Here is a 20,799-nt window from a genome sequence, read left to right on the forward strand (position 1 = left end):
ATGCGGCACATGACGACAGTGATCGCTGCCCCGCTGATGTCCCGTGAGGACTACCGCTCCGCCGTCGACACGGCCCTGCAGGCGTGCGCCGCCTACTACGCCGACGGGACGAGCCCGCTGGACGACGCCGCGTACGACCTGCTGGCCGGGCGCATCCGCGACTACGAGCTGGAGCACCCCGAGGACGTCCGGGAGGACTCCCCCACGGGCAAGGTGGGCGGTGGTGCCGCCCCGGCGGGCGATGTCGCCCACACCGTTCCCATGTTGTCCCTCGACAATGTGTTCAGCCCCGAGGAACTGGTGAAGTGGGACGCGTCCGTCGCCCGCCGTCTGGGCGCGCCGGTTCAGGGCGGCTACGTCACCGAGCCCAAGCTGGACGGCGCGGCCATCGCCGCCCGGTACGTGGACGGGCGCCTGACGCAGCTCGTCACCCGGGGCGACGGCACCTTCGGCGAGGACGTCTCCCATGCGATCGGGTCGATCGTGGGCCTGCCCCTGGAGCTGAACTCACCGGCCACCTTCGAGGTGCGCGGGGAAGTCCTGCTCACCCGCGAGCAGTTCGCGGCGGCCAACACCATACGCACGGCCCACGGGGCGAAGGTGTTCTCCAACCCGCGCAACGGCACGGCCGGGACGCTGCGCGCCAAGGACCGCACCTACGTGATCGAGACGACCTTCTACGCGTACGGCGTGGTCGGTCTGACCGCTGACACGCACACGGAGATGATGGAGGCGGTCGCCGCCGCGGGGGTGCAGACCACGGCCGCGACACCGGCCGGGCCGCGTGTCTGCGGCACCGTGGAGGAGGTGCAGCGCCGCGTCGACGAGATCGCCGGGCTGCGCGCGGAGCTGCCGTTCGGCATCGACGGGGTCGTCATCAAGGCCGACGCGGTCGCCGAGCAGGAGAAGGCCGGGTTCGCCACCCGCCACCCGCACTGGGCGACGGCGTACAAACTCGCCGCCGCCGTCCGGCAGTCGAAGCTCCTGGCGGTGGAGTGGAACGTCGGACGCACCGGCATCATCGCACCGCGGGCCGTGCTGGAGCCGGTCGAGGTCGACGGCAGCGTCGTCCGGTACGCGACGCTGCACAACCCGAAGTTCATCCGCGACAGCGGCATGATGATCGGCGACACCGTCATGGTGTGGAAGGCCGGCGACATCATCCCCCGCATCGAGGCACCCGTGGTGGAACTGCGCACGGGCGACGAGACGCCCGTGGTGTTCCCCGAGTCGTGCCCGACGTGCGGCGGCGAGATCGACACCTCCGGCGAACGGTGGGAGTGCGCGGGCGGCACCGGCGGCGGATGCGGGCTGCTCGCCGCGCTGCGGTACGCCGTGGGCCGCGACCAGCTCGACATCGACGGTCTCGGCGTCACCTACCTGGAGGCCCTCGTCGACGGCGGCGCGGTCGCCGACGTGGCCGACCTGTTCGGCCTCACACGTGGGCAACTGGTCGACGCGACCCGCAGCGAGAAGCGCGCCGACACCGTGGTGGCGCAGATCGAGGCGGCCAGGGCCAAGCCCCTCAACCGGGTGTTCTGCGCGCTCGGCATCGTCCGCACGGGCCGTACGCTGTCGCGGGAGATCGCCCGTCACTTCGGCACGATGGACGCGATACGCGCCGCCGACGCCGACGCCCTGGCCGCGGTGCACAAGCTCCCGGCGGCCAACGCCCCCAAGATCGCGGCCCACATCGCGGCCATGGGACCCGTCATCGACAAGCTCGTCGCCGCGGGCGTCACCATGACCGAGCCCGTGACGCCGGCCGCCGCCGTCACGCCCGGCGAGGCGAAGCCCCTGGACGGTCAGGTCGTCGTCATCACGGGCGGCATGAACGGGCCCCTCGCCGGCAGGAACCGCAACGAGATGAACGAGCTCGTCAGCAACGCCGGCGGCACCTCCTCCGGCAGCGTGTCGAAGAAGACCACCATCCTCGTCGCGGGCCAGGGCGCGGGGTCCAAGCTCGCCAAGGCCCAGGAACTGGGCACGAGGGTGCTCAGCGAGCAGGAGTTCGCCGACCTGGTCGCCGGCTACCTCGTCTAGGGATCCGGGGTGCCCGCCATGGACAAGGAACTGCTGACCGGGGAGCTCTCGGGCTCGTGGGACAGGACGCGGCCGGCCCGCGACGCCCTCGTGGAACAAGGGGAGGTCGTGGTCGAGGCGGTGCTCGACGTGCTGCGCGACGAACGTTCACCCGTGGACCGGACCGTCGCCGCGGACGTGCTGTGCCGGATCGGAGAGCCCGCTCTCCTCCCCCTCGTGGAGGCGGTCGCGTCGGCGGGCTCCCCAGAGGCGCTCAGGAGGCTCCGTTGGGCCCTCGGACGACTGGAGGTGTCCGACCCGCTCGTCCTCGGGCCCCTCCTGACGCACCGGGACGCACAGGTCCGCATGAGCGCGCTGTCCTCCTTCCAGCGCCGGGGCGAGGCCGCGGCGGCGTTCGTCGACCTGCTGCTCCCCCTGCTGGGGGACCCCGACGACGAGGTCCGGCAGACAGCGGTCTCGACGCTCACGGCGATCGGCACGGGAGCCGTCCCCGCGCTGCGGCACGTGCGGCAGCGGCCCGCGACCGGGCCCTGGACGCGCTCCGGGGCCCTGGAGGCGCTCGCGGCCATCGGCGGGCCTGCCGCCCTCAGCGCCCGGGACCTGGCGGCATGGCGCCGGCTGACCTCGATCAAGTTGCTCACCGAGGTCCCGGCAGGCATGCATCTGTGCGGTTCCTGGTACGCGCTCCCGACCGCCGATCAGGACGCCGTGCTCGCGGCGTTCGAGCTGGGCGACCCGGAGCCCGTCACCATCCGGACGGGCTCGGTGGCCTGGAACCACGACCGCCACCGTCGGGGCCGCGGCCTCCCGCACCAGGACTGCGCACGCGTCTTCGTCAGCCCCTCTCTGGAGGGCTGGACCCTCGTCTTCGGCCACTCCTCCCACGACGCCCACCACATCACCGACGCCGACGATCGGGAGGCGGCCCTGGAGGACGTCGTGCGCCGGCGGTGCGCCGAACTCGGCAGCAGGTTCGGAGCCGCGCACTGGTACGGAATGAGCTGCGGTGACGGCTGGACGGCCTGGTGCGTCGCCGAGGGCGGACAGGTGCTGCGCCACTACGACGCGTTCGTCGCCGAGGAACGTGGGGACGACGGCCCTCCGCACCCCGCCGAGTCCGGCCTGCTCTTGCCGCATCAGGACGACGGCTTCCCCCAGGGCGCCTTCGACGGTGTGGACCCTTCGGACCCCGAGGCTTTCCGCGCCCACTATCGTCAGGTCAAGGAGGAGCTCGGGATCCCCGACGTTTGCTACGCGACGGACATCGCGGCGCGCCTGTCGGTCGATCCCGGGGCACTGGGAGCGCACACCCGGGCCACCGGCCGCGGAGTCCTCGCGCTCACCGCCTGCGGCCGGGAACACGGTCACCCCGCGGGAGCGCTGCCCGTGTGACCCGCGTCAGCCGAGGCGGGTGAGCTTCGAGCCGATCGACGGCGAGGACAGGTGGCGGCCGAGGGCGACCGGCACGTTGACGGCGCTGTCGTCGTCCCCGACGGTGAGGGTGCCGATGGGGGCGCCGGCCGGCGCCGCGTGCGGGACGCCGTTCTCGGGGGCGTGCAGGGTGAGGCGGACCTTCAGTCCGCTCCAGCCGATCGCCTGGACGTCCTCGGCAGCCATGACCTCGGTGCGGCCGCCGAGGCCGTCGTCCACGTAGCCGACGACCTCACCCTTCCTGACCAGCGTGTCCGAGGAGAGGGCGCCCAGCGTGGCCTGGAGCAGGGTGTTGCTGCGGCCCAGCACCGTGTCGAGGATGTCGGCCTTGTGCTGCCCCAGCATCGCTCCGATGACGAGCTGCTGCGTGCCGCCGAACTCACGGACCGCCGCGAACAGGAGGTTGCCGCCCGCCTTGGTGCTGCTGCCGGTCTTGATGCCGACGACGCCGCCGGAGCCGACGAGCCGGTTGACGTTCCTCTGGACGTCGCCGTTCAGGTCCGTGTACCGGGTCTTGGCGGCGAGTTCCGCGAAGACCTCGTCCTTCATCGCCGCGTGCGCCAGCCTGACCTGGTCGCTCGCGGTGCTGACGGTGGTCGCCTCCAGGCCGCTCGGGTCGGTGTACGTGGTGTCGTCCATCCCGAGTTCCCTGGCGGTGGCGTTCATCTTCCTCACGAACGCCTCCTCCGTCCCGGCGTCCCAACGGGCCAGCAGGCGGGCGATGTTGTTGGCCGAGGGCAGCATGACGGCCTCCAGCGCCTCGTACTCGCTGAGCTTCTGCCCTGCGGTGACCTTGACGACGGACTCCCCCTCCGTCTGCCCGCTGCCGAACTGGTCCTCGGCCTTGCGGTCGACCTCGACGGTCTTGCCCTCGCCGTCGTCCCCGATCGGGTGGTCGCGCAGGATGACGTAAGCCGTCATCACCTTCGCGACGCTCGCGATCGGCACCGGCCGCTGCACGCCGAACGTACCGATGCGGCCCAGCCCTTCGGCTTCCAGGACCGCTTGGCCCTCGGCGGGCCACGGCAGCGACGGTCCGTCGCCGCCGAACGTGTAGGAGGGCGCCGCGGTCAGCTTCAGCGTGGGCGCCGGCAGCGGGCGCAGCGCCTGGACCACGCAGAAGACCAGCGCCAGCAGCACGACCACCGGAAGCCAGAGCCTCACCGGGCTCACGGGGGTGTGCTCCTCCGCGACCGGTGGCGGTGGTGGGGGTGGCGGAGGAGGGTTCGTCAGCTCGTCCAGCAGCGTCCGGCGCTCGCCGGTGGCCACGGAGGGCTCCGCCGCACCGTTCGTCTCGTCCGGGTCCGCCGTCCGCCCCGACGACTCCTGCTGATCCGCCCCGCCGGGAGACTCGCCCGCCACGCCGACCTCCTCCACGACACTCCGCTGCCGAACCCCAGTTTCCGGACCATGGCGGCCACGGCATCATGAGCGCCGCCAAAGGAGTGCCCGCCCTTCCGGTGGTGGCGGCAACCCGGGCGATATACGTTCGAAGGGGTGGGTTCGAAGAGGTCGAGGGGGCAGGACGGACGGCCACGGGCTGCGGTGGCGGGCCGTGAGCGCGCGCCCCAGCCCCGAGACCGCACGCCGGGAAGGTGCCTCCATGAAGGTCCAAGGGTGCGTCGCCCTCGTCACCGGAGCCAACCGCGGGCTCGGAGAGCAGTTCGTGCGGGCGCTCTTCGAGGCCGGGGCGGCCAAGGTCTACGCGGGAGCCCGCGACCCCGCGAAGGTCGGCGTCCCCGGCGCCGTCCCGATCGCGGTGGACATCACCGACCAGGAGTCGGTCCGTGCCGCGGCCGAGCAGGCCGGGGACGTGACGTTCCTGATCAACAACGCGGGCTCGACGACCCGCGCGAACGTCCTCACCGCCGACCTCGACGCGTTCCGTACCGAATTCGAGACGCACGTCCTCGGCACCCTCGCCATGAGCAGGGCGTTCGCGCCGGTCCTCGGGCGCAACGGGGGCGGCGCGATCGTCAACGTGCTCTCCGTGCTGTCCTGGGTCTCCATCCCGCGCACCGCCGGGTACGCCGCCGCCAAGTCCGCCGAATGGTCGATCACCAACGCCCTGCGGGTGGCGCTCGCCGAGCAGGGCACGCAGGTCACCGCGCTCCACGTCAGCTACCTCGCGACGGAGATGGCCGCCGCCGTGAGCGGTCCGAAGGCCGATCCCGCCGCGGTCGCCCGCGCCACCCTCGACGGCGTGGAGGCCGGAGCGGACGAGGTGCTCGCCGACGACGTCACCCGGCAGGTCCAGGCGGCCCTGCCCGGCGGCCCCGGCAAGCTCTACCCGCAGCTGCACGGCGGCGAGCCGCTGGTCTGACCCCCACACGACGGGACGGACGGCTACGGCAACCGGAGGTGCCCATGACGGACGGCAAGGCGTCACACGACCCCCCTGACCTCGCCGGCCAGACCGTCGTGGTGATCGGGGCCAGCGCGGGCATCGGCTTCGAGACCGCCCGCCGCGTACGGGCCGGTGGCGGCGAGGTGGTGCTGGTCGGACGCAACGCCGAGCGGCTGCGGCAGGCCGCGGACGAGCTCCGGCCCCTGAGCACGGCGGCCTTCGACGCCACCGACACCGACCGTCTCAAGGAGTTCTTCCAGGGCCTGCCCGGCACGGTCGACCACGTGCTGCTCACGGCCGGCAGCCCCTTCTACATGCCGCTCGCCGACATGGACATCGGGGAGGCACGCCGCCACTTCAGCGAACGTCTGGCCATGACCTTGGCGGTGGCGCTCCACAGTGCCGACAAGGTCCGCCCCGGCGGCACGCTGCTGTTCATCGGCGGCACCGGCGGCCGGCGCCCCGGCGTCGGCCTGGCCGTGACCTCCGCGCTCACCGCCGCCCTTCCCGCCCTCACCGCGAACCTGGCGCTGGAGCTGGCGCCGATCCGCGTGAACCTCGTCGCCGCCGGCTTCGTGGACACCTCCCTGTCGGCGTCGCTCCTGGGTGACCGACTCGAGGCCCGGCGCGAGGAACTGCGCGCCAAGCTGCCCATCCGGCGGGTCGTCGGCCCGGCGGACGTCGCCGCCCTGGCCACCCACATCATGTGCAACGACGCGCTCACCGGCGGGACGTACGACATCGACGGCGGCCAGAACCTCATCGCGCACTGACTCCAGGAGGCCGGCAGTCATGATCACATGGTTCATCACCGGCGCGGCCCGCGGATTCGGCCTGGAGGTCGCACGTCAGGCGCTGGAACGCGGTGACCGCGTCGTGGCGACGGCCCGCGACCCCCGGAACGTGGAGGAGGCGCTCTCCGCCTACGGCGACCGGGTGCTCGCGGTCGCCCTTGACGTGACCGACGAGGCGCAGGCCCGTGCGGCGGTCGACGCGGCCGTGTACGCCTTCGGCAGGATCGACGTCCTGGTCAACAACGCGGGCCGCGGTGTCCTGGGAGCGGTCGAGGAGACCTCCGACGCGGCGTTCCGGTCGGTGTACGAGACGAACGTCTTCGGTCTGGCCAACGTCACCCGCGCCGTCCTTCCGGTCATGCGCCGGCAGCGGTCGGGCCGCATCCTCAACCTCAGCTCCATCGGCGGTTTCCGAGGCGCGCCCGGCTTCGGCGTCTACTGCTCCACCAAGTTCGCGGTGGAGGGGCTCTCCGAGGCCCTCCACGACGAGCTGGCCCCGCTGGGCATCCACGTCGTCATCGTCGAACCGGGCTATTTCCGCACCGACTTCCTCGACGCGTCCAGCCTGCACACCGAGGGTCAGGTGATCGCCGACTACGCCGCCACCGCGGGTGCGGTGCGCGACGCCGTTCCCGGCCTCAACCACGGCCAGCCGGGGGACCCGGTCAAAGGCGCCCGGGCCATGATCGAGCTCGCCGACTCCGGCCACCCGCCGATGCGGGCCCAATTGGGCAGCGACTGCGCCGCCGCGATGGACGGCAAGATCGTCCAGCTCCGCAAGGAGGCGGACGCCTGGCGGGCCCTGGCCCTGTCCACCGACCACGACGACACCAAGTCCGCGGTCTGAGCCACGGGTTGCGCTCCGTCGTCGCTTCGCGACGATCCCTTGCCGGGCCAACTCTAGCTATATAGAGTTATCCGCATGACGCGGTCCAGACGCCCCTCGGCGCAGACCATCGCGGTGGTGCTGGCGCTGGCCGAAACCCCGACCGACTGGCGGTACGGCTACGAACTGTGCCGCATGCTCGACATCCGGGCGGGGTCGATGTACCCGATCCTGATCCGGCTGGCCGACCGCGGGCAGCTGGAGACCACGTGGGAGTCCGACGCACCGGCCGGACGGCCCCCGCGGCACCTGTACCGCCTCACCGGCGCCGGCTTGGCGCTGGCCGCCGGACTCGCCGAGCAGGAACGCGGCACCGTCACCGAACGGTCCCGGCTGCGTCTGGGGTGGGAGGGCGCATGAACCGCACGGGCCGGCTGGGCGCGGCGCTGGTGTGCGCCGCCGTCGACGCGGCCTACGTCCTGCTGCTGAGCCGCAGCAGCCCGCCGGCACCGGAGGAGGACCTCCTGTCGTACGCCGTGACCTCGGTCGTCCTGGCGGCGCCCGCGGCATTGGCCGCTGCGCTGCTCTGGGCCGCCTGGTGGCGCACGTCCGGTGTCCGGTTGGCCGCCATGGACGCCCCGGCCCGGCTGCTGACGGCGGCGGTCGCGACGCTGCCGGCCGACCGCCGCGACTGGGGTTCGGCGATGACCGCCGAGCTGGCGCAGGTGCCGGACCGCCGGGAGCGCTGGTCGTTCGCGACCGGCTGTGCCCGTACCGCGCTGTTCCCGCCGCGCGGGCACCGCGCGGCAGTGCTCGCGGCGGCGGCGCTGGCCGCGGCGCTCGTCGCCGGCACCGGACCGGTGGTCGGTCGCGCACTGCCCGAACTGCGGCTCTTCGCGGTGACGTTCGTCGGCCTGGCAGGCGCCCTGGCCACCGTCGCCGTCTCCCGCGCCCGGCGACTGCGCCGCCCGGCACCCGGTCTGCCCACCGCGGTCGCGGGCCTGCTGGGCGTGGCCGCGTGCGTCGCCGTCACGGCCTACTCCCTGGGCACGGACGCCTCCGTCGTGCTGGCTCCCTCCGCCGCCGTCACCCTGGCGGTGCTGCTGGCCACGGGCCTGTGGCTCGCGCTCGTTCCGCCGCGGGCACTGACCACCAGCCGCCGTGCCCGTCGCACGGGCCTCGGCGTCGGGGTGGCGGTCGCCGGCGGGCTCCTCCTCTGCGCCCACCTCAACGACATCGCCTCCGGCGACAGCCTCGGCCTCTACCTGCTCACCGTTCCGGTACTGGCCCTGTTCCTGGCCTCGCTGTTCGTCGCGGCCGCCGACCGCTCGTTCCGGGCCGGACTGCAAGCCGCGGTGTGGGCGGTGGCGGCCACGTGCCTTCCGGCCTTCACCGTCTACGTCATAGAGGCGTTCCGCTACCAGCGGGCCGGGGTGCACCCCATCGACGGCGACCCGGTCTCCGGCCCGATCGGCCTGGGCCTGCACGAGGCCATCGGCTGGGTGCTCCTCTACGTACCGCTGGCGGCCCTCCCCCTCGCGGTCTTCGGCGCGGCCCTCGGCGCCGCCGTCAGCAGCCCTCCCGCCGGCGCCACGCCGCCGCCGAACTGGCGGCGGTGACAGCGGCCGCGCGAGCCGGTCCACGGGCCGGGGTCACCCGGCCGGACCGGCCGTGGTGCGGGCCGGTCACGGCGTGGTCAGGCCGGCCGGTGGCAGTGAGGGGGCGTGCCGTGCGCGCGGCTCGCGTCCGGCGATCGAGGGATGATGGCCGGCGGCGTGCAGTCCCGTCGGGAGTGGATCGCCGGTGGTGACCGGCGGTGCCTCCCGGGGTTCGGCCACGTCGTGTTCGTACGGCAGGACGGGCTGCCCGGGGGCCCTCCCATGACCCTGCTGCACGGGTTCCCCTCGTCCTCGCAGGACTGGGCGGTCGTGCCGCACCTGGCGGCCGGGGGCCGGTCAGACGCGCCACTGACGCGGCGAACTTCCCCTCGTCCACGTGCTCGGCCAGGTCCGACCCGTGGGGGCCGTGGAGCGCCCGCTGCTCGGGGGTGGGGTGATGGAGGTCGGGGAAGATGCCTCCGTTGAGCCAGGTCACCGACGTGACCCGGTGCGGGTCGCGGGCCAGGAGTTCCTGGGCGACGGAGACCCCGTAGTCGTGCGCGACCAGAGCCGTGGTCGCGTGGCCGTCCAGCGCCCAGACCGCCTCGACGAGGTCGGCCTGTTCGAGCAGGGAGTAGGTGTGCGGGTAGGGCTTGTCGCTCTCGCCGGGTCCGAGGAAGTCCACCGTGGTCACACGGTGCGCGACGGCCTCAGAGTCCTGCCGGGCCTCCTGCGGTACATGGACGAACGGAAGGTGCACGCCGCTCGATGGACGGAGGTGCTGCGCACGTGCGAGGACGAGCAGCAGTTCATCTGGGGCCCGGCGGACCCCATCAACGGGGCCCATGTGATCTCGCGCATCGCGGAGTTCGTCCCCCGCTCCAAGCTGACCGTTCTCGACGACGCGCCCGCGGTGGGGCACTTCCCCCAGGTCGAGGCGCCCGAACTGGTCGTCCCCCTCCTGGCCGACTGGCTCGGCGGCTCGTCGGGCTGACCGGGGCCTCAGGGCCGCCAGACGTCGTGTGGTGATTCGGGGGCGGCCCCGGTGAGTTCCGGCTCCAGGCCCTGCGAGGGGGCGGTGCGGGGGCGTCCGGTCTCGGCGCGCCAGGTCTCGAAGACGAGGGTGGTGGCGGTGACCACGACCAGGCCCAGCAGCCAGCCGCCCAGGACGTCGCTGACCCAGTGGACGCCCAGGGCCACCCGGGTGCAGCCGACGCCGAGCACCGTGATCCCGGCGAGGGCCCACGGCAGCGGGCGCCACGCCCTGGGCACCAGGGGGAGCAGGGCGAGCAGCAGGACGGCGCAGGAGGTGGTGGCCGTCATGGCGTGGCCGGACGGGAAGGAGAAGCCGGGGGCGTGGGCGACCGGGTCCGGCAGGTGGGGGCGGGCGCGTTCGACGGTGTTCTTGGCGAGCAGCCCCGTCGTGGCTCCGGCGACCGCGGTGACGGCGGCCCAGGCCGCCAGGCGCCAGGCCCGGCGGGTCAGCAGCCACACCACCAGGACGGCCACCAGCGCGCGCAGCGTCGCCGGGTCCCAGACGACGTCGGTGAGGAAGCGGAGCACGCGCACCAGGCCCGGGTGCTGCAGGGCGGCTCGGTGCAGACGGTCGGCGGCGCCCTGGTCCAGGCGGCGCAGCGGGGGCCATCCGGATTCCACCAGCAGTACGGCGAGGGCGAAGGGCACCGCCATGCCGGCTGTGGCGGCCGCCGCGGCCGGCAGCCGGGCGCCCAGACGTGCGTCGGGTCCCAGGTGCGTGAAGTGGTACGGGATGCGCATGGGCGGGGCCTCCTTCGCCGGTCGGGTGTCACACGCCCGGGTCGTCGGCGGCGGGTTGCCGGACCCCGGCGCGCACCGCCTCCAGTTGCGCGGCGAACGCCAGGCCGAGGAAGAGCGCGACCGAGGTGAGGTAGGACCACAGCAGCAGCGCGACGAAGGCGCTGAGCGGCCCGTACATGCTCGTGAAGGATCCGCTCGCCCCGACGTACAGGCTCAGGGCCCAGGTCGACACGCTCCACAGCACCAGGTACACCGTCGCGCCGAAGGCGAGCCAGGTGTAGCCGGGCTGGGCACGGCGGGGTGAACGGCGGAAGATCGCGCTGGTGGCGAGCACCGCGAGGAGTATCCCGAGCGGCCAGCGCAGGAGGTCCCAGGCGTGCGTGGTGGCGGCGTCCAGGTGGTAAACCTGCGCCAGGGCCCGCGTCAGATGGCCTCCCAGGACGGTGAGGACGAAGCTGAGGCCCAGCGGCATGCCCGCCAGCACGGCCATCACCAGGCCGCGGCTGTACTTGTACAGGAACGGGCGGTCGCGCTCCACGCCGTAGATGCGATTGGCGCCGCGTTCGACCTGGCACAGGCCGGTGGTGACGTTGACGACGGAGAACAACAGCCCCAGCCACAGGGCCGCCTGCCCGCCGCCGTCGCCCTGCCGGTGGCTCTGCCGCAGGGCGTCGTCGATCACCTCCTGGCTGGGTCCGCTGGCGATCCGGCGGACGGTCAGTTCGGCGACGCGGCCGATGTCGTCGGTGTGCAGGACGCTCGACAGTCCGATCACGGCGATGGCGAAGGGGACGATCGACAGGACCGTCTGCAGGGCCAGCGCGCGGGAGTGGCTGAAGCCGTCGGCGTAGCGGAACCGCACGAAGGAGTCGCGCAGCAGGCTCCAGCCGCCGTACCGGCGCAGCGCGGCCCAGGCCTCGTCGCCGGACAGCTCGTCGCCCTGGACGTCGCGTCGTTGCGGGACGCGGGTGGCGGTGCCCATCGTTCTCCTGACCGGTACGGCCGCGGGGTGGCGGCGGGGGTCTCAGCCGCCGGGGGTGACGGCTCGGTCGTCGTGCCGCGGGGCACGCTTGGTGGCGGGTGCAGTAGTGGGGGCGGGGGCGGGCAGACGGACGGCGAGCGCCCCCGGCTGGACCTCGGCGGTGAGCCGGGTGCCGTCGGCGACGACGTCCCCGTCGAGTTCCCGTGCCTGGGACGGGGCGAAGCCGATGTCGATCCGCCGGGCCTGGAAGTACTCCAGCGCCCCGCGGGCCACGGGCGCGCCGGTCGCGGTGCCGCCGCCGCGGCGCCCCGGGCGGTGCGGCAGCATGCGTACCGCCAGGTGCCCCGCGGCGGCCGCCCATCCGGTCAGGCCACGGGGGTTGAGCAGCACGAGGTCCAGGCATCCGCTGTCGGGGCGTGCCCGGGGCAGCAGTGGCAGGCCGCCCTGGAGGACGCCGACGTTGCCGATGAGGACCATCCGCGCCCTGCGCGGCAGTTCCGGGCCGCCGTCCAGACGGATCGCCAGGTGCATGCGCGGGTCGGTGAGATGGCCGACCCCCGACAGGACGTAGGCGCTCCAGCCCAGGCGCGCCTTGAGCCGGACGGAGGCGTCACGGACCATGGCGGCGTCGAAGCCGGCGCCCGCCATGACGGTGAAGCAGGTCGCGGGCAGCCCGTCGCCGTGCACCCGCCCCACGTCGATGCGGGTGGTCCGCCCGGTCAGTGCCTGCTCCAGGGCCACGGCGGGGTCCAGGGGCAGGTGGAGGTTGCGGGCCAGCAGGTTGCCGGTGCCGCAGGGCACGATGGCCATGGCGGTGTCCGTGCCCAGCAAGGGCCCGGCGCAGGCGCGTACGGTGCCGTCACCGCCGCACACGACGACCAGCGCGGTGCCGGGTACCGCGGCCAGTGCCGCGAGTTCCCCGCCGGGGCGCTCCGCCGTGGTGAGGGTCCACTGCTGGTCGGTGTAGCCGTGGCGGTCCAGGACGGCACGCACCTCGTCGGCCAGTTCGCCGGGGCAGGCATGCGGGTGCCGGACGACGACGGCCCGGCGTCCGCCGCCACCACGGGAGCGGGGGCCGGGCGTCCGTCCGTGCCGTCCGCCGGCCGGCGGCAGGGCGCGGGCCATCACGAACAGGGTGCATGCACCGTTGAGGAGACCGCCGATGACGTCACTGGGGTGGTGCATGCCCGCGTACAGCCGCGCCACCGCCACCGCGGCCGGGACGCACAGCAGCAGGACGACCGCCGGAAGCCGCCACGGGCGGCGCGGCCCGCGCGCCGCGAGCACGGCCAGGCCCCCGTACAGGGCGAGTGCGGCCCCCGCGTGCCCGGAGGGGAAGCTCGAGGTCGGCGGTGCGAGCTCCAGGTGCGGCACCTCCGGGCGGGGCCGTTCCACGCACATGGTGACGAGGACGAAGACCGCCGACTGCGCCGCCACCGCGCCGGCCAGGAAGTACGCCTCCGCCCGCCGCGCGGTGCGCGGCAGTACGAGCAGCGCCACCGCGCACAGCAGCGTCACGGCGATCACGCCCTGGGTACCCGCGACCAGTGACAGCCCCTGCGCCACGGTGACGCCCGCGCCGGTACGGTGCGCGGACAGGGACCGGACGACGCCGTCCTCCGCCGACAGCGGCCACCGGTCCGCCAGGGGGCCCGTCACCAGCGCTCCGAGCGCCACCAGCAGCCCCCACTGCGCGGGCAGCAGCAGCAACCACCGCAGCCGTGCCGGGGCTGCGCCACTGTCGATCCTCATGGCTGCCGTCTTACCCGTCTGGCCCAGGTGACGCGTGACCGGCGACGTCGAGGGTCCGGCTCAGGGCACCTCGGAAGCCGGGCCGCGGACGAGCTGATCACCCATCAGCGCCCGGCGCACCTCCCGCACCACGTCATCGCGCCGCCCAGCCCGCCGGAGCCCCCTCTTGCGCGTCATCGCCTCCAGGTCGAGCTGGAGCGGGGACGGCGGCACGGTGAGGACCGGGCACGAGGCGTGGGCGAGGCAGTGGCGCGCGACCGGGGAGTGCCACGGACCGAGCCCCCGCCTGCGTCCCGCGCCGACGACCAGCAGGTCGCCGTCCCGCTGGGCGATCTTGACGAGGGTCTCGCCCGGGCGGCCCGCGGCCGCTGGGGGCACGAGGTGCTGACCGAGGGCATCTCCTCGGCGCTCCTGACCTCCGCGGCCATGGCGGCCGTCGCGCTGCTGGTCGCACTGCTGCTGATCCGGGTCCGCAGGAGCGACCCGGAGAGCCTCAGCGGCAAGGCGGCGGCCGCGGGCCCTGGCCTGTAGCGGAAGGGGCCCGTAGGGGAAGGGCGCGATCGCCCGGGTCCGGCCGTACGGGGCGGCCCCGGGCGATCGGCCGGAAGACGGCTGGGATGCGCCCCGGCCTGTCCCGGACCGGACGGAGCTGGACACGTCCAGCCCGTACGGATAGGGAAGGACCCACGTCGCGAAGCGGCGGGAACGAGGGAAGGCGGAGAAGGGGCCGTGACGCACGGGCACGAGGTTCACGGGGTTCACGAGGTTCACGAGGCGACCTGCGGCCCGTGGCCGCTGTCGACACGCGCCCTGACCCGTGAGGCCGGGCAGGCACGGCGGCTCCTCGCGGCCGGACAGTGGCGCCCCGCCCCCGCGGACTCCGCAGCGGCCGCGGCCGTCCTGGACCGTCTTGCGGCACCGCTCCCGGCCCGGCGGAAAGCGACCGCCCGGACCCGCGCCACGGACCGGGACCGGCGGCTCCAACGCGTCCTGCGCACCACCCTCCACCACCTCGACGCAGGCGCCGTCAGCCCGCGCGCGGCCGCCCTCCTCGCCGGCGTCGCCCGGGCCTTCCTGCCCTGGTACGCCACCCCGAACCCACCAGTGGCAGCGGCCGCGCCCGGATACGGGCGCCCTGCGGGGACGGCAGCCGGCCAGATCCTGCCGGCGACCGACGCGGGCGAGGCCCTGCTCCCCGAGCTGATCGACCTGTTCGCCGCGCTGGCCTCGGCGGGCCCACCCGGGACCGTTCCACACACGCCACCGGTCCGGCCCTGGCAGGTGCGGTACGCGGGCCGCTTCCGACGTCACGGCAGACCCGCCGCCGGGGTGTGGACGGCCGAGACCGTCGGCTGCCCGGCGTGCGGAGGCCGGGACGGCCCGTGGACGGTGACCTGCGACTGGCGCCTGATCCGGCTGGGCTGCCCGTGCGGAGTGACGACCCACGAGCACGGCCTCGCCTTCTCCGAAGTCTGGCTCCTCCTACCGGACGTGTGACGGCTGGTGCGGCATGGCCGGGCCGTGCGCCGGGCTCAGGGGGCAGGGGCGAAGGCGGTCCGCGCCCAGTCGGCGAAGCCGGTCCAGGCGATCTCCGGATGCGCCGCGTGCAGCGCGGGGACGTCGACGCGGTAGCCGGGGCCGTTGAGGAAGGTCCACATCGCGTGCATGTCCGGGTTCCCGATGGCCTCCAGCGGTACGCGCTCGTACCGGACGTCCCGCCCCAGGGCCGCGCGCAGGGCGTCCGCCATCTGCGCGGGCGTGGGTGCGTCGCTGGCCAGTTCGATACGCCGCCCCAGGTAGGGCGCGGGGTTGAGCAGCACCTCGGCCGCGAACGCGCCATGGTCGGCCCGTGCGAGCTGCTGCAGCGGCCTGTCGGCGGGCAGCGGCAGGTCGAGCACGCCGGCGCGGATGCGCTCCGCGCCGCCGAGGGCGTTGTCGTAGAAGTACGTCGGCCCCAGGATCGTGTGGGGCACATCGCCGGAGGCCAGCTCCGCTTCGATGCGGGCCTTGCTGTCGAAGTGCGGTACGCCGCTCCCCTGGTCGGCGCCGGCCACCGAACTGAACACCAGATGCGGTACGCGCGTCACGCCGGCGGCGGTCAGGATGGCCCGTCCCTGGGCCACCTCGGCGTCCACGCCGGCCTCGAAGGGCGTGGTGAACGCGAAGACCCCCGCCACCCCGTCCATCGCCGCGGCAAGGGAACCGCCGTCGTTCAGGGAGCCCGCCACCACGGTGACGCCCCGATCGGCCAGCCGCCGCGCGGCCTCCCGCTCGGGGTCCCGCACCATCGCGCGCACCCTGGCCCCGCGGTCCAGCAACGCGTCGGTCACGGCCCTGCCCTGTCCGCCGGTTGCGGCAAGCACCAGGATCGGCTCATCAACCATCGGGAAACTCCTTTTTCACGGCCGCAGGGCAATGAACGCCAATGCGCAGTATCCGGCCGCGGCGCATGCACATGCGCGGCAACACGGACGCTTCGGGCCCATCCGCGGGGTGAACTTCACGCCGGGAGGTGTGCGATCAACGGGCGCCCGGCATTGGCCTTTCCACGGCCGTTCTCCGTGGTCACGAACTTCCTTCGTCCCCATGACCCATCACCCGGTGCATGTGTGACACCCCGGATCGCCCCCGGGATACTGGTCGGCCATGGATGAGGTCGAAGTCGTCGTCGCCCATTCCGAGCGCGCGACCCTGCGCGTCGGCGACGTGTTCCTGAAGGTGGACGCCGATCAGGCGCGCATCGACGTCGAGGTCGAGGCGATGTCCCTGGCGCCGGTCCCGACCCCGGAGGTCCTGTGGCGCAAGCCGCCCGTGCTCGCGATCGCCGCACTCCCGGGGACGACGCTTGGGCGCCTCGGCGGGCCGTCGACCGGGGCACCGGCGGCGTGGGCCGCGGCGGGCGCCGCCATCCGGAGGCTGCACGACGCGCCGCTGCCGCCCCGGCCCGGCGGGGCCGGCCGGAGCGTCGTCGCGCTGGCGGCGGAACTCGACGACGAGTGCGAGTTGCTCGTGACGAGCGGCCTCCTGCCCGCTGATCTGGTCACCCGCAACCGCCAGGTCGCCGAGGCCGCGCTCCGGCCGTGGACTCCGGCGTTCACGCACGGCGACCTGCAGATCGCGCACGTCTTCCTCGACGGCGACGAGGTCACGGGCATCATCGACTGGTCCGAGGCGGGCCAGGGTGATGCCCTGTACGACCTCGCCACCTTCACGCTCGGACACGAGGAGCACCTCGACGACGTCGTCGCCGGCTATGGCACCGACGTCGACCTCGACGTGATCCACGCGTGGTGGTCGCTGCGAAGCCTGCTGGTGGTTCGCTGGCTGATCGAGCACGGCTTCGACCCGTTCGCGCCGGGCTGCGAGGTCGACGTGCTGAGATCCCGGAGGTGAGGCTGCCCCGGCCCAACTGCTCGCTGCGGACCTAGAACTGACGCATCGTCATTCCCGGAGGTCCGGAAACCTCCTTTTGCCGGGAGTCGTCATGCGCCGTCCCTGTTGCGCCACGCGTGCAGCTTGTCCGGGTGCATCATGAGCCAGATCCGGCCGATGCGGCCCCCCTCGGTGAGGTCGATCCCGACGACCGCTGCCGTCACGCCGTCCATGCGGCCGACGAGGCCCGGGCGGCCGCTTACGTCCTCCACGCGGAAGGAGACTCCCGGCTCCTTCCGCAGGACGTCATGCCGGGGTGGGAGGTCCACTTCGCGGGCCACACCCTGGTGCTCGGTGTGCTCATCCCCCTGCTGGTGTTCCCCGCCGTCCTGGTGGCCATCGGCGCGTACCCGTTCCTCGAGGCCTGGGTCACCGGCGACCGGCGCGAGCACCACCTGCTGGACCGCCCCCGCAACCGCCCGGTCCGCACGGGGCTCGGCGTCGCCTGGCTGAGCCTCTACCTCTGCCTGCTGGCGGGCGGCGGCAACGACCTCTTCGCGACCCGCTTCCACCTCTCCATCAACGCGGTCACCTGGGCCGTCCGCGGTGCCGTGTTCGTCGTCCCGGTGGTCTCCTTCGTCGTCACCAAACGCATCTGCCTGGGCCTGCAGCGGCGCGACAAGGACGAACTCCTCCACGGCGCCGCGACGGGGGTGATCCTCCGCCGGCTGCCCCACGGCGAATACGTCGAGGTCCACCGGCCCCTCGACGCCGCCCGGCGTCACATCCTGGGCTCCCACGAGCAGTACCGGCCCCTGGACCCCGGCCCCAACGAGGACCCGAACGGGCTCCCACGCCGGCGGACCCGCCGCGAACGCCTGAGGGTGCGCCTGTCGCACGCCTTCTACGGGCCCTCGTCGCAGGTGGCCAAGCCCACCGAGGAGGAGATGCGGCACAGCATCGAGCACTGACCGGCGAAGCCGGGGGATACCTGACGGACGGGCGGAGCCCGACGGCCCGCCGGAACCTGGGTTCCGGCGGGCCGTCGGGAGGTCAGGAGACGTGTGGGGTCAGTACGGGCCGATCAGCACTCCACGCAGGGGTCCGTACCCCAGCCCAGGCCGAGCACGTCCTGGTCCCGCAGCGCACCGGAGTAGGCCTGCACCTCGTCCACGTCGCCGTGGAGGTACTCGCCCCAGCCGTCACCGGCCTTGGCCCGGCCGATCTGGAGGGCACCGGTGCTGTGCCAGCCATTGGGGAGGCTCGCGGTCGCCTGGGCGTTGGTGTAACCCTCGGAGAAGAGTTTGATCGTGTCGGTCCCGTCGTCGTAGACCACGGCGAGACGCTGCCCCGGGCCCTCGCCCCCGTCCGCGCCCGTGATCTGGGACACCATCTTCTCGGGGGCTCCGGCCTCGTCCTTCTCCGGCATCACCAGTTGCCAAGCCTTCGTGGCCGGGTCGTAGCGCAGCTTGAACGCGTCGGTGTGCTCGCCGGCCTGCGACAGCACGGTCATCGGGTGGGCCGGTTCGGAGTCCTCGAGGCGGACGACGACGCCGATGGTGAAGCTGTCCCCGGTGTCCACGACGGGCCCGTCGGCGGCGGCGTAACCGGTCTGCCCGTCCAGGCGCAGATGCCCGTTGTCGACCAGTGGCGGCGGCATGTAGCTGCAGTCGGTTTCGACGTCCGGGATGCATGAACTGTCGGAGCCCCGGTAGATCGAAGCTCCCGTGCCGAGCCGCAGCGGCGCACCGTCCGACTGCTCGGGGCTCATCCCGTCCGCCGCGTTCTCCAGCGACCAGTGGCCGAGCAGCTTCGGCTGGCGCCGCCCCAGTTGGGCCACCTCGCCCGGTACCACCACCCGGTCATGGACCTGTACGTCACCGATGTCACCGTGCCACCGGTCACGGTAGCCGGTGGCCCCGCGGGCGCGTCCGATCTGGAACGCGCCGGCGGTCGCGGCGGGAGCCGCCTGCGCGGCGGTGCCGGCCTCGTGGCCGTTGACGTACAACTGCGCGCGACCTGTCTCCGCGTCGTACAGCCCCAGCAGATGGGCCCACTCGCCGGTCTCAGGCGCCCCACCGGACACCTGCGCGCCCGCGATCGCGAACAACCAGGCAGGGCCGGGCTCCTGGCTGCGCAGCCCGAGGCTGAAGCCGGGCTTCCCGTCCGCGTCCTGGCTGGCGACGGTCATGTTCCGGCCGGTCTCGGCGGGCCGCACCCAGGCGCTGACGGCGAAGGTGTTGCTGATGTCGGTGGCCGGGGCGTCCGGGGTGAGGAAGCCGTGGCCGCTGCCGTCGAGGCTGACGGTGGCGGTCGCTCCGGTGCCCGCGGGCGCCGGGCCGCCGAAGGTGACGCCGATACCGGCGCGTGCGGCGGTGCCCGTCTCTGCGGAGGCTGAACGGGAGCTTGCCGGGTCGTCCAGCTTCCAGCGGGCGACAGGGGGACGCCCGGTCTTCACGTTGAAGTCGTACCGCGACTCCCCGCTGCTCCGGCCCGACCGGTCGATCGCGCGGACCCTCAGGGACTTGGGTCCTGCGGTGAGCGGCAGGTAGGGAATGGTCACGGCTGCGCCCGGCCGCGCGGCGGAGACGGTCGCGTACGGCCCGCCCGTGAAGTCGTAGGTGTACGCCACCACGTCGTCGGAGGGCGAGTCCATGGTGAAGTGGCCGTAGACGCCCACCCCGTCCACCCGGAACACTTCGTCGGGGTTGGGGTATTCGGGGGAGCTGATCTCCGCCTTCTCGGGGTTCACGTCGTCGTACACGAACGAGCAGACCGCGCCGTCACCCTCGTCGCTCCACGGGGAGGCCGCCTTGGTGTCGTTCGCGCGGACGTGCCAGGAGACGACCGTGTTCGCCGGGATGTCGCCCGGCATCGTCCAGTAGAAGCGCGACCCTGACGACAAGGTGATGGTGGTGTAGGTACGGCGCTGCTCCACTCCTGCCGCATCCGTCCACCAGGCTTCGAACTCACCGTTGACCGGGCTGGATTCGCTGGGCTGGTTGTCCTCCTCGGGGTCGTACAGCAGGGCGCTGAGCCTGGGCGGCTGCAAGACGTACGGCATGTCGTCGCCGGTCGCGCAGGGCTTGTTCTGCGACTGGAGGTCCTGGACCAGCGGCTGCTTCGGCGGCAGGTTGTCCACCGCATGCGCCGTGCCGGTCGCCGTGGCAAGCAGCGCCACCGCACAGCCCGCCACAACCATCCGTCTGTGTACGCCCGACCTTGCGAACCTGGCCAAGTGGCCCTCCCCTGTGAGTGCTCGAAGCTCGTGGATCACACGAGCCGCATGAAGCTAACAGAGATCACTGACAGCGCAGAAAGGCTTTTCCTTTGTTTCGGGCACTGGCGTCAGATACCAACTCCGGTAAGGCGAACACTTGGTGGAAACGTCGGGGCCGCCAGGTTAATCAAGGGTTTCCGAAATGATGATTTCCACGACCACGGACCTGCGTCGCGCCCTGAGGAATCCTGCACCCTGCGCGTCGGCGACCGTGATCTCGATCCGGCGGACCTTGTCCCGGTAGATCTCGTGGTCATGGCCGAGGTCGCCGTACAGAGACCGGGGGCGGCGCAGTGGCCGGCCGCGCGTGCCGCGGATGGGCGGGGCGGCCTGGACCGGCGGGATCGGTCGGGTGACGCCGTTGCGGTTGGCGCCGGTGGGCATTGCCGCGAGCGGGATGCCGCGCGCCTCGACAACCATGTGGTGCTTGCTGCCGGCCTTGCCCCAGTCCACCATGGACGGACCGAGGCGCCGCCCGCCCTTCATCAACTCCCAGCGGATCGCGGTGTACAGCAGGCACGAACAGGATCCCGCACAGCACCTGGCGACGACCCAGACGCCCATGCCCCGGACGCCGCGGATCACATGGGACGACCGT

General features: G+C 73.2%; 20 protein-coding genes and 1 pseudogene. 11 read left to right on the plus strand and 10 right to left on the minus strand.

Annotated features, from left to right (window positions below; all coding sequences use genetic code 11):
• The first annotated feature begins 9 nt into the window (after window positions 1-9).
• Together ligA and AC1VWI_RS07880 are read left to right on the plus strand one after the other, a co-directional pair.
• On the plus strand, window positions 10-2,043 hold the full coding sequence (gene ligA / locus AC1VWI_RS07875) for an NAD-dependent DNA ligase LigA (RefSeq protein WP_499510220.1): 2,034 nt from the start codon (window positions 10-12) through the stop codon (window positions 2,041-2,043).
• A gap of 18 nt (window positions 2,044-2,061) precedes the next feature.
• On the plus strand, window positions 2,062-3,435 hold the full coding sequence (locus AC1VWI_RS07880) for a HEAT repeat domain-containing protein (protein WP_499510221.1): 1,374 nt from the start codon (window positions 2,062-2,064) through the stop codon (window positions 3,433-3,435).
• A gap of 6 nt (window positions 3,436-3,441) precedes the next feature.
• On the opposite strand, the gene AC1VWI_RS07885 is transcribed toward AC1VWI_RS07880, so the two are convergent.
• Complete coding sequence (locus tag AC1VWI_RS07885; RefSeq protein ID WP_499510222.1) at window positions 3,442-4,836, minus strand: serine hydrolase; 1,395 nt, start codon at window positions 4,834-4,836, stop codon at window positions 3,442-3,444.
• A 241-nt stretch (window positions 4,837-5,077) separates the two neighbouring features.
• Between AC1VWI_RS07885 and AC1VWI_RS07890 the strand changes: the two genes are divergently transcribed.
• The 5 genes from AC1VWI_RS07890 to AC1VWI_RS07910 all read left to right on the plus strand — a co-directional run bounded on the left by AC1VWI_RS07890 (window position 5,078) and on the right by AC1VWI_RS07910 (window position 9,060).
• Window positions 5,078-5,797, plus strand: coding sequence for an SDR family oxidoreductase (locus AC1VWI_RS07890; protein WP_499510223.1), 720 nt, complete (start codon window positions 5,078-5,080; stop codon window positions 5,795-5,797).
• A gap of 44 nt (window positions 5,798-5,841) precedes the next feature.
• The gene (locus AC1VWI_RS07895; protein ID WP_499510224.1) at window positions 5,842-6,594 is read left to right on the plus strand and encodes an SDR family oxidoreductase; all 753 of its coding nucleotides are present in this window, start codon (window positions 5,842-5,844) and stop codon (window positions 6,592-6,594) included.
• A 19-nt stretch (window positions 6,595-6,613) separates the two neighbouring features.
• Entirely contained in the window at window positions 6,614-7,462 is an 849-nt protein-coding gene (locus AC1VWI_RS07900; protein WP_499510225.1) for an oxidoreductase, read from the plus strand.
• Between the two features lie 75 nt (window positions 7,463-7,537).
• On the plus strand, window positions 7,538-7,861 hold the full coding sequence (locus tag AC1VWI_RS07905; RefSeq protein WP_499510226.1) for a PadR family transcriptional regulator: 324 nt from the start codon (window positions 7,538-7,540) through the stop codon (window positions 7,859-7,861).
• A complete protein-coding gene (locus tag AC1VWI_RS07910; RefSeq protein ID WP_499510227.1) occupies window positions 7,858-9,060 on the plus strand; it encodes a hypothetical protein in 1,203 nt (400 codons plus the stop codon). Before AC1VWI_RS07905 ends, AC1VWI_RS07910 begins: the two co-directional genes overlap by 4 nt.
• Here the strand turns inward: AC1VWI_RS07910 and AC1VWI_RS07915 are convergent.
• Entirely contained in the window at window positions 9,011-9,886 is an 876-nt protein-coding gene (locus tag AC1VWI_RS07915) for an alpha/beta fold hydrolase (RefSeq protein ID WP_499510228.1), read from the minus strand. The two genes, AC1VWI_RS07910 and AC1VWI_RS07915, sit on opposite strands and share 50 nt — an antisense overlap.
• Between AC1VWI_RS07915 and AC1VWI_RS07920 the strand changes: the two genes are divergently transcribed.
• On the plus strand, window positions 9,779-10,033 hold the full coding sequence (locus AC1VWI_RS07920; protein ID WP_499517071.1) for an alpha/beta fold hydrolase: 255 nt from the start codon (window positions 9,779-9,781) through the stop codon (window positions 10,031-10,033). The genes AC1VWI_RS07915 and AC1VWI_RS07920 overlap by 108 nt on opposite strands.
• Window positions 10,034-10,041: 8 nt before the next feature.
• Here AC1VWI_RS07920 and AC1VWI_RS07925 read toward each other — a convergent pair whose 3' ends face one another.
• The 4 genes from AC1VWI_RS07925 to AC1VWI_RS07940 are packed head-to-tail and all read right to left on the minus strand — an operon-like array spanning window position 10,042 to window position 14,320.
• Window positions 10,042-10,815, minus strand: a complete 774-nt coding sequence (locus tag AC1VWI_RS07925) for a phosphatase PAP2 family protein (protein ID WP_499510229.1) — start codon at window positions 10,813-10,815, stop codon at window positions 10,042-10,044.
• Window positions 10,816-10,843: 28 nt separating this feature from the next.
• Window positions 10,844-11,797, minus strand: a complete 954-nt coding sequence (locus AC1VWI_RS07930; protein ID WP_499510230.1) for a YihY/virulence factor BrkB family protein — start codon at window positions 11,795-11,797, stop codon at window positions 10,844-10,846.
• Window positions 11,798-11,839: 42 nt separating this feature from the next.
• Window positions 11,840-13,549: a bifunctional phosphatase PAP2/diacylglycerol kinase family protein gene (locus tag AC1VWI_RS07935; protein ID WP_499510231.1), complete on the minus strand. Its 1,710-nt coding sequence runs from the start codon at window positions 13,547-13,549 to the stop codon at window positions 11,840-11,842.
• 60 nt (window positions 13,550-13,609) lie between these two features.
• A complete protein-coding gene (locus tag AC1VWI_RS07940; RefSeq protein ID WP_499510232.1) occupies window positions 13,610-14,320 on the minus strand; it encodes a universal stress protein in 711 nt (236 codons plus the stop codon).
• Here AC1VWI_RS07940 and AC1VWI_RS07945 point away from each other — a divergent pair.
• Complete coding sequence (locus AC1VWI_RS07945; protein WP_499510233.1) at window positions 14,279-15,046, plus strand: hypothetical protein; 768 nt, start codon at window positions 14,279-14,281, stop codon at window positions 15,044-15,046. The two genes, AC1VWI_RS07940 and AC1VWI_RS07945, sit on opposite strands and share 42 nt — an antisense overlap.
• 35 nt (window positions 15,047-15,081) lie before the next feature.
• Here the strand turns inward: AC1VWI_RS07945 and AC1VWI_RS07950 are convergent, their stop codons facing one another.
• Entirely contained in the window at window positions 15,082-15,933 is an 852-nt protein-coding gene (locus AC1VWI_RS07950; protein WP_499510234.1) for an NmrA/HSCARG family protein, read from the minus strand.
• A gap of 262 nt (window positions 15,934-16,195) precedes the next feature.
• On the opposite strand from AC1VWI_RS07950, the gene AC1VWI_RS07955 reads away from it, so the two are divergent.
• The gene (locus AC1VWI_RS07955) at window positions 16,196-16,942 is read left to right on the plus strand and encodes a phosphotransferase family protein (RefSeq protein ID WP_499510235.1); all 747 of its coding nucleotides are present in this window, start codon (window positions 16,196-16,198) and stop codon (window positions 16,940-16,942) included.
• Between the two features lie 89 nt (window positions 16,943-17,031).
• Here AC1VWI_RS07955 and AC1VWI_RS07960 read toward each other — a convergent pair whose 3' ends face one another.
• Window positions 17,032-17,193 carry a hypothetical protein gene (locus AC1VWI_RS07960; protein WP_499510236.1) on the minus strand — a complete coding sequence of 54 codons (162 nt, stop codon included), beginning with the start codon at window positions 17,191-17,193 and terminating at the stop codon, window positions 17,032-17,034.
• Between the two features lie 36 nt (window positions 17,194-17,229).
• Here AC1VWI_RS07960 and AC1VWI_RS07965 point away from each other — a divergent pair.
• Window positions 17,230-17,892 (plus strand): annotated as a pseudogene (locus AC1VWI_RS07965) (cytochrome bc1 complex cytochrome b subunit); the annotation flags it as partial.
• Between the two features lie 113 nt (window positions 17,893-18,005).
• On the opposite strand, the gene AC1VWI_RS07970 reads toward AC1VWI_RS07965, so the two are convergent.
• Together AC1VWI_RS07970 and AC1VWI_RS07975 are read right to left on the minus strand one after the other, a co-directional pair.
• A complete protein-coding gene (locus AC1VWI_RS07970) occupies window positions 18,006-20,123 on the minus strand; it encodes a LamG domain-containing protein (RefSeq protein WP_499510237.1) in 2,118 nt (705 codons plus the stop codon).
• A gap of 201 nt (window positions 20,124-20,324) precedes the next feature.
• On the minus strand, window positions 20,325-20,765 hold the full coding sequence (locus AC1VWI_RS07975) for a hypothetical protein (RefSeq protein ID WP_499510238.1): 441 nt from the start codon (window positions 20,763-20,765) through the stop codon (window positions 20,325-20,327).
• Window positions 20,766-20,799 lie beyond the last annotated feature (34 nt).

Source organism: Streptomyces sp. TOM-9 (assembly GCF_056858595.1).

Coding starts and splice junctions, on each gene's coding strand:
- AC1VWI_RS07935 (WP_499510231.1), bottom strand. CDS start 13,549: ATGAGGATCGACAGTGGCGCAGCCCCGGCACGGCTGCGGTGGTTGCTG.
- AC1VWI_RS07950 (WP_499510234.1), bottom strand. CDS start 15,933: ATGGTTGATGAGCCGATCCTGGTGCTTGCCGCAACCGGCGGACAGGGC.
- AC1VWI_RS07915 (WP_499510228.1), bottom strand. CDS start 9,886: ATGGGCCCCGTTGATGGGGTCCGCCGGGCCCCAGATGAACTGCTGCTC.
- AC1VWI_RS07955 (WP_499510235.1), top strand. CDS start 16,196: ATGGATGAGGTCGAAGTCGTCGTCGCCCATTCCGAGCGCGCGACCCTG.
- AC1VWI_RS07910 (WP_499510227.1), top strand. CDS start 7,858: ATGAACCGCACGGGCCGGCTGGGCGCGGCGCTGGTGTGCGCCGCCGTC.
- AC1VWI_RS07880 (WP_499510221.1), top strand. CDS start 2,062: ATGGACAAGGAACTGCTGACCGGGGAGCTCTCGGGCTCGTGGGACAGG.
- AC1VWI_RS07895 (WP_499510224.1), top strand. CDS start 5,842: ATGACGGACGGCAAGGCGTCACACGACCCCCCTGACCTCGCCGGCCAG.
- AC1VWI_RS07925 (WP_499510229.1), bottom strand. CDS start 10,815: ATGCGCATCCCGTACCACTTCACGCACCTGGGACCCGACGCACGTCTG.
- AC1VWI_RS07970 (WP_499510237.1), bottom strand. CDS start 20,123: ATGGTTGTGGCGGGCTGTGCGGTGGCGCTGCTTGCCACGGCGACCGGC.
- AC1VWI_RS07930 (WP_499510230.1), bottom strand. CDS start 11,797: ATGGGCACCGCCACCCGCGTCCCGCAACGACGCGACGTCCAGGGCGAC.
- AC1VWI_RS07890 (WP_499510223.1), top strand. CDS start 5,078: ATGAAGGTCCAAGGGTGCGTCGCCCTCGTCACCGGAGCCAACCGCGGG.
- ligA (WP_499510220.1), top strand. CDS start 10: ATGACGACAGTGATCGCTGCCCCGCTGATGTCCCGTGAGGACTACCGC.
- AC1VWI_RS07975 (WP_499510238.1), bottom strand. CDS start 20,765: ATGGGCGTCTGGGTCGTCGCCAGGTGCTGTGCGGGATCCTGTTCGTGC.
- AC1VWI_RS07920 (WP_499517071.1), top strand. CDS start 9,779: ATGGACGAACGGAAGGTGCACGCCGCTCGATGGACGGAGGTGCTGCGC.
- AC1VWI_RS07900 (WP_499510225.1), top strand. CDS start 6,614: ATGATCACATGGTTCATCACCGGCGCGGCCCGCGGATTCGGCCTGGAG.
- AC1VWI_RS07905 (WP_499510226.1), top strand. CDS start 7,538: ATGACGCGGTCCAGACGCCCCTCGGCGCAGACCATCGCGGTGGTGCTG.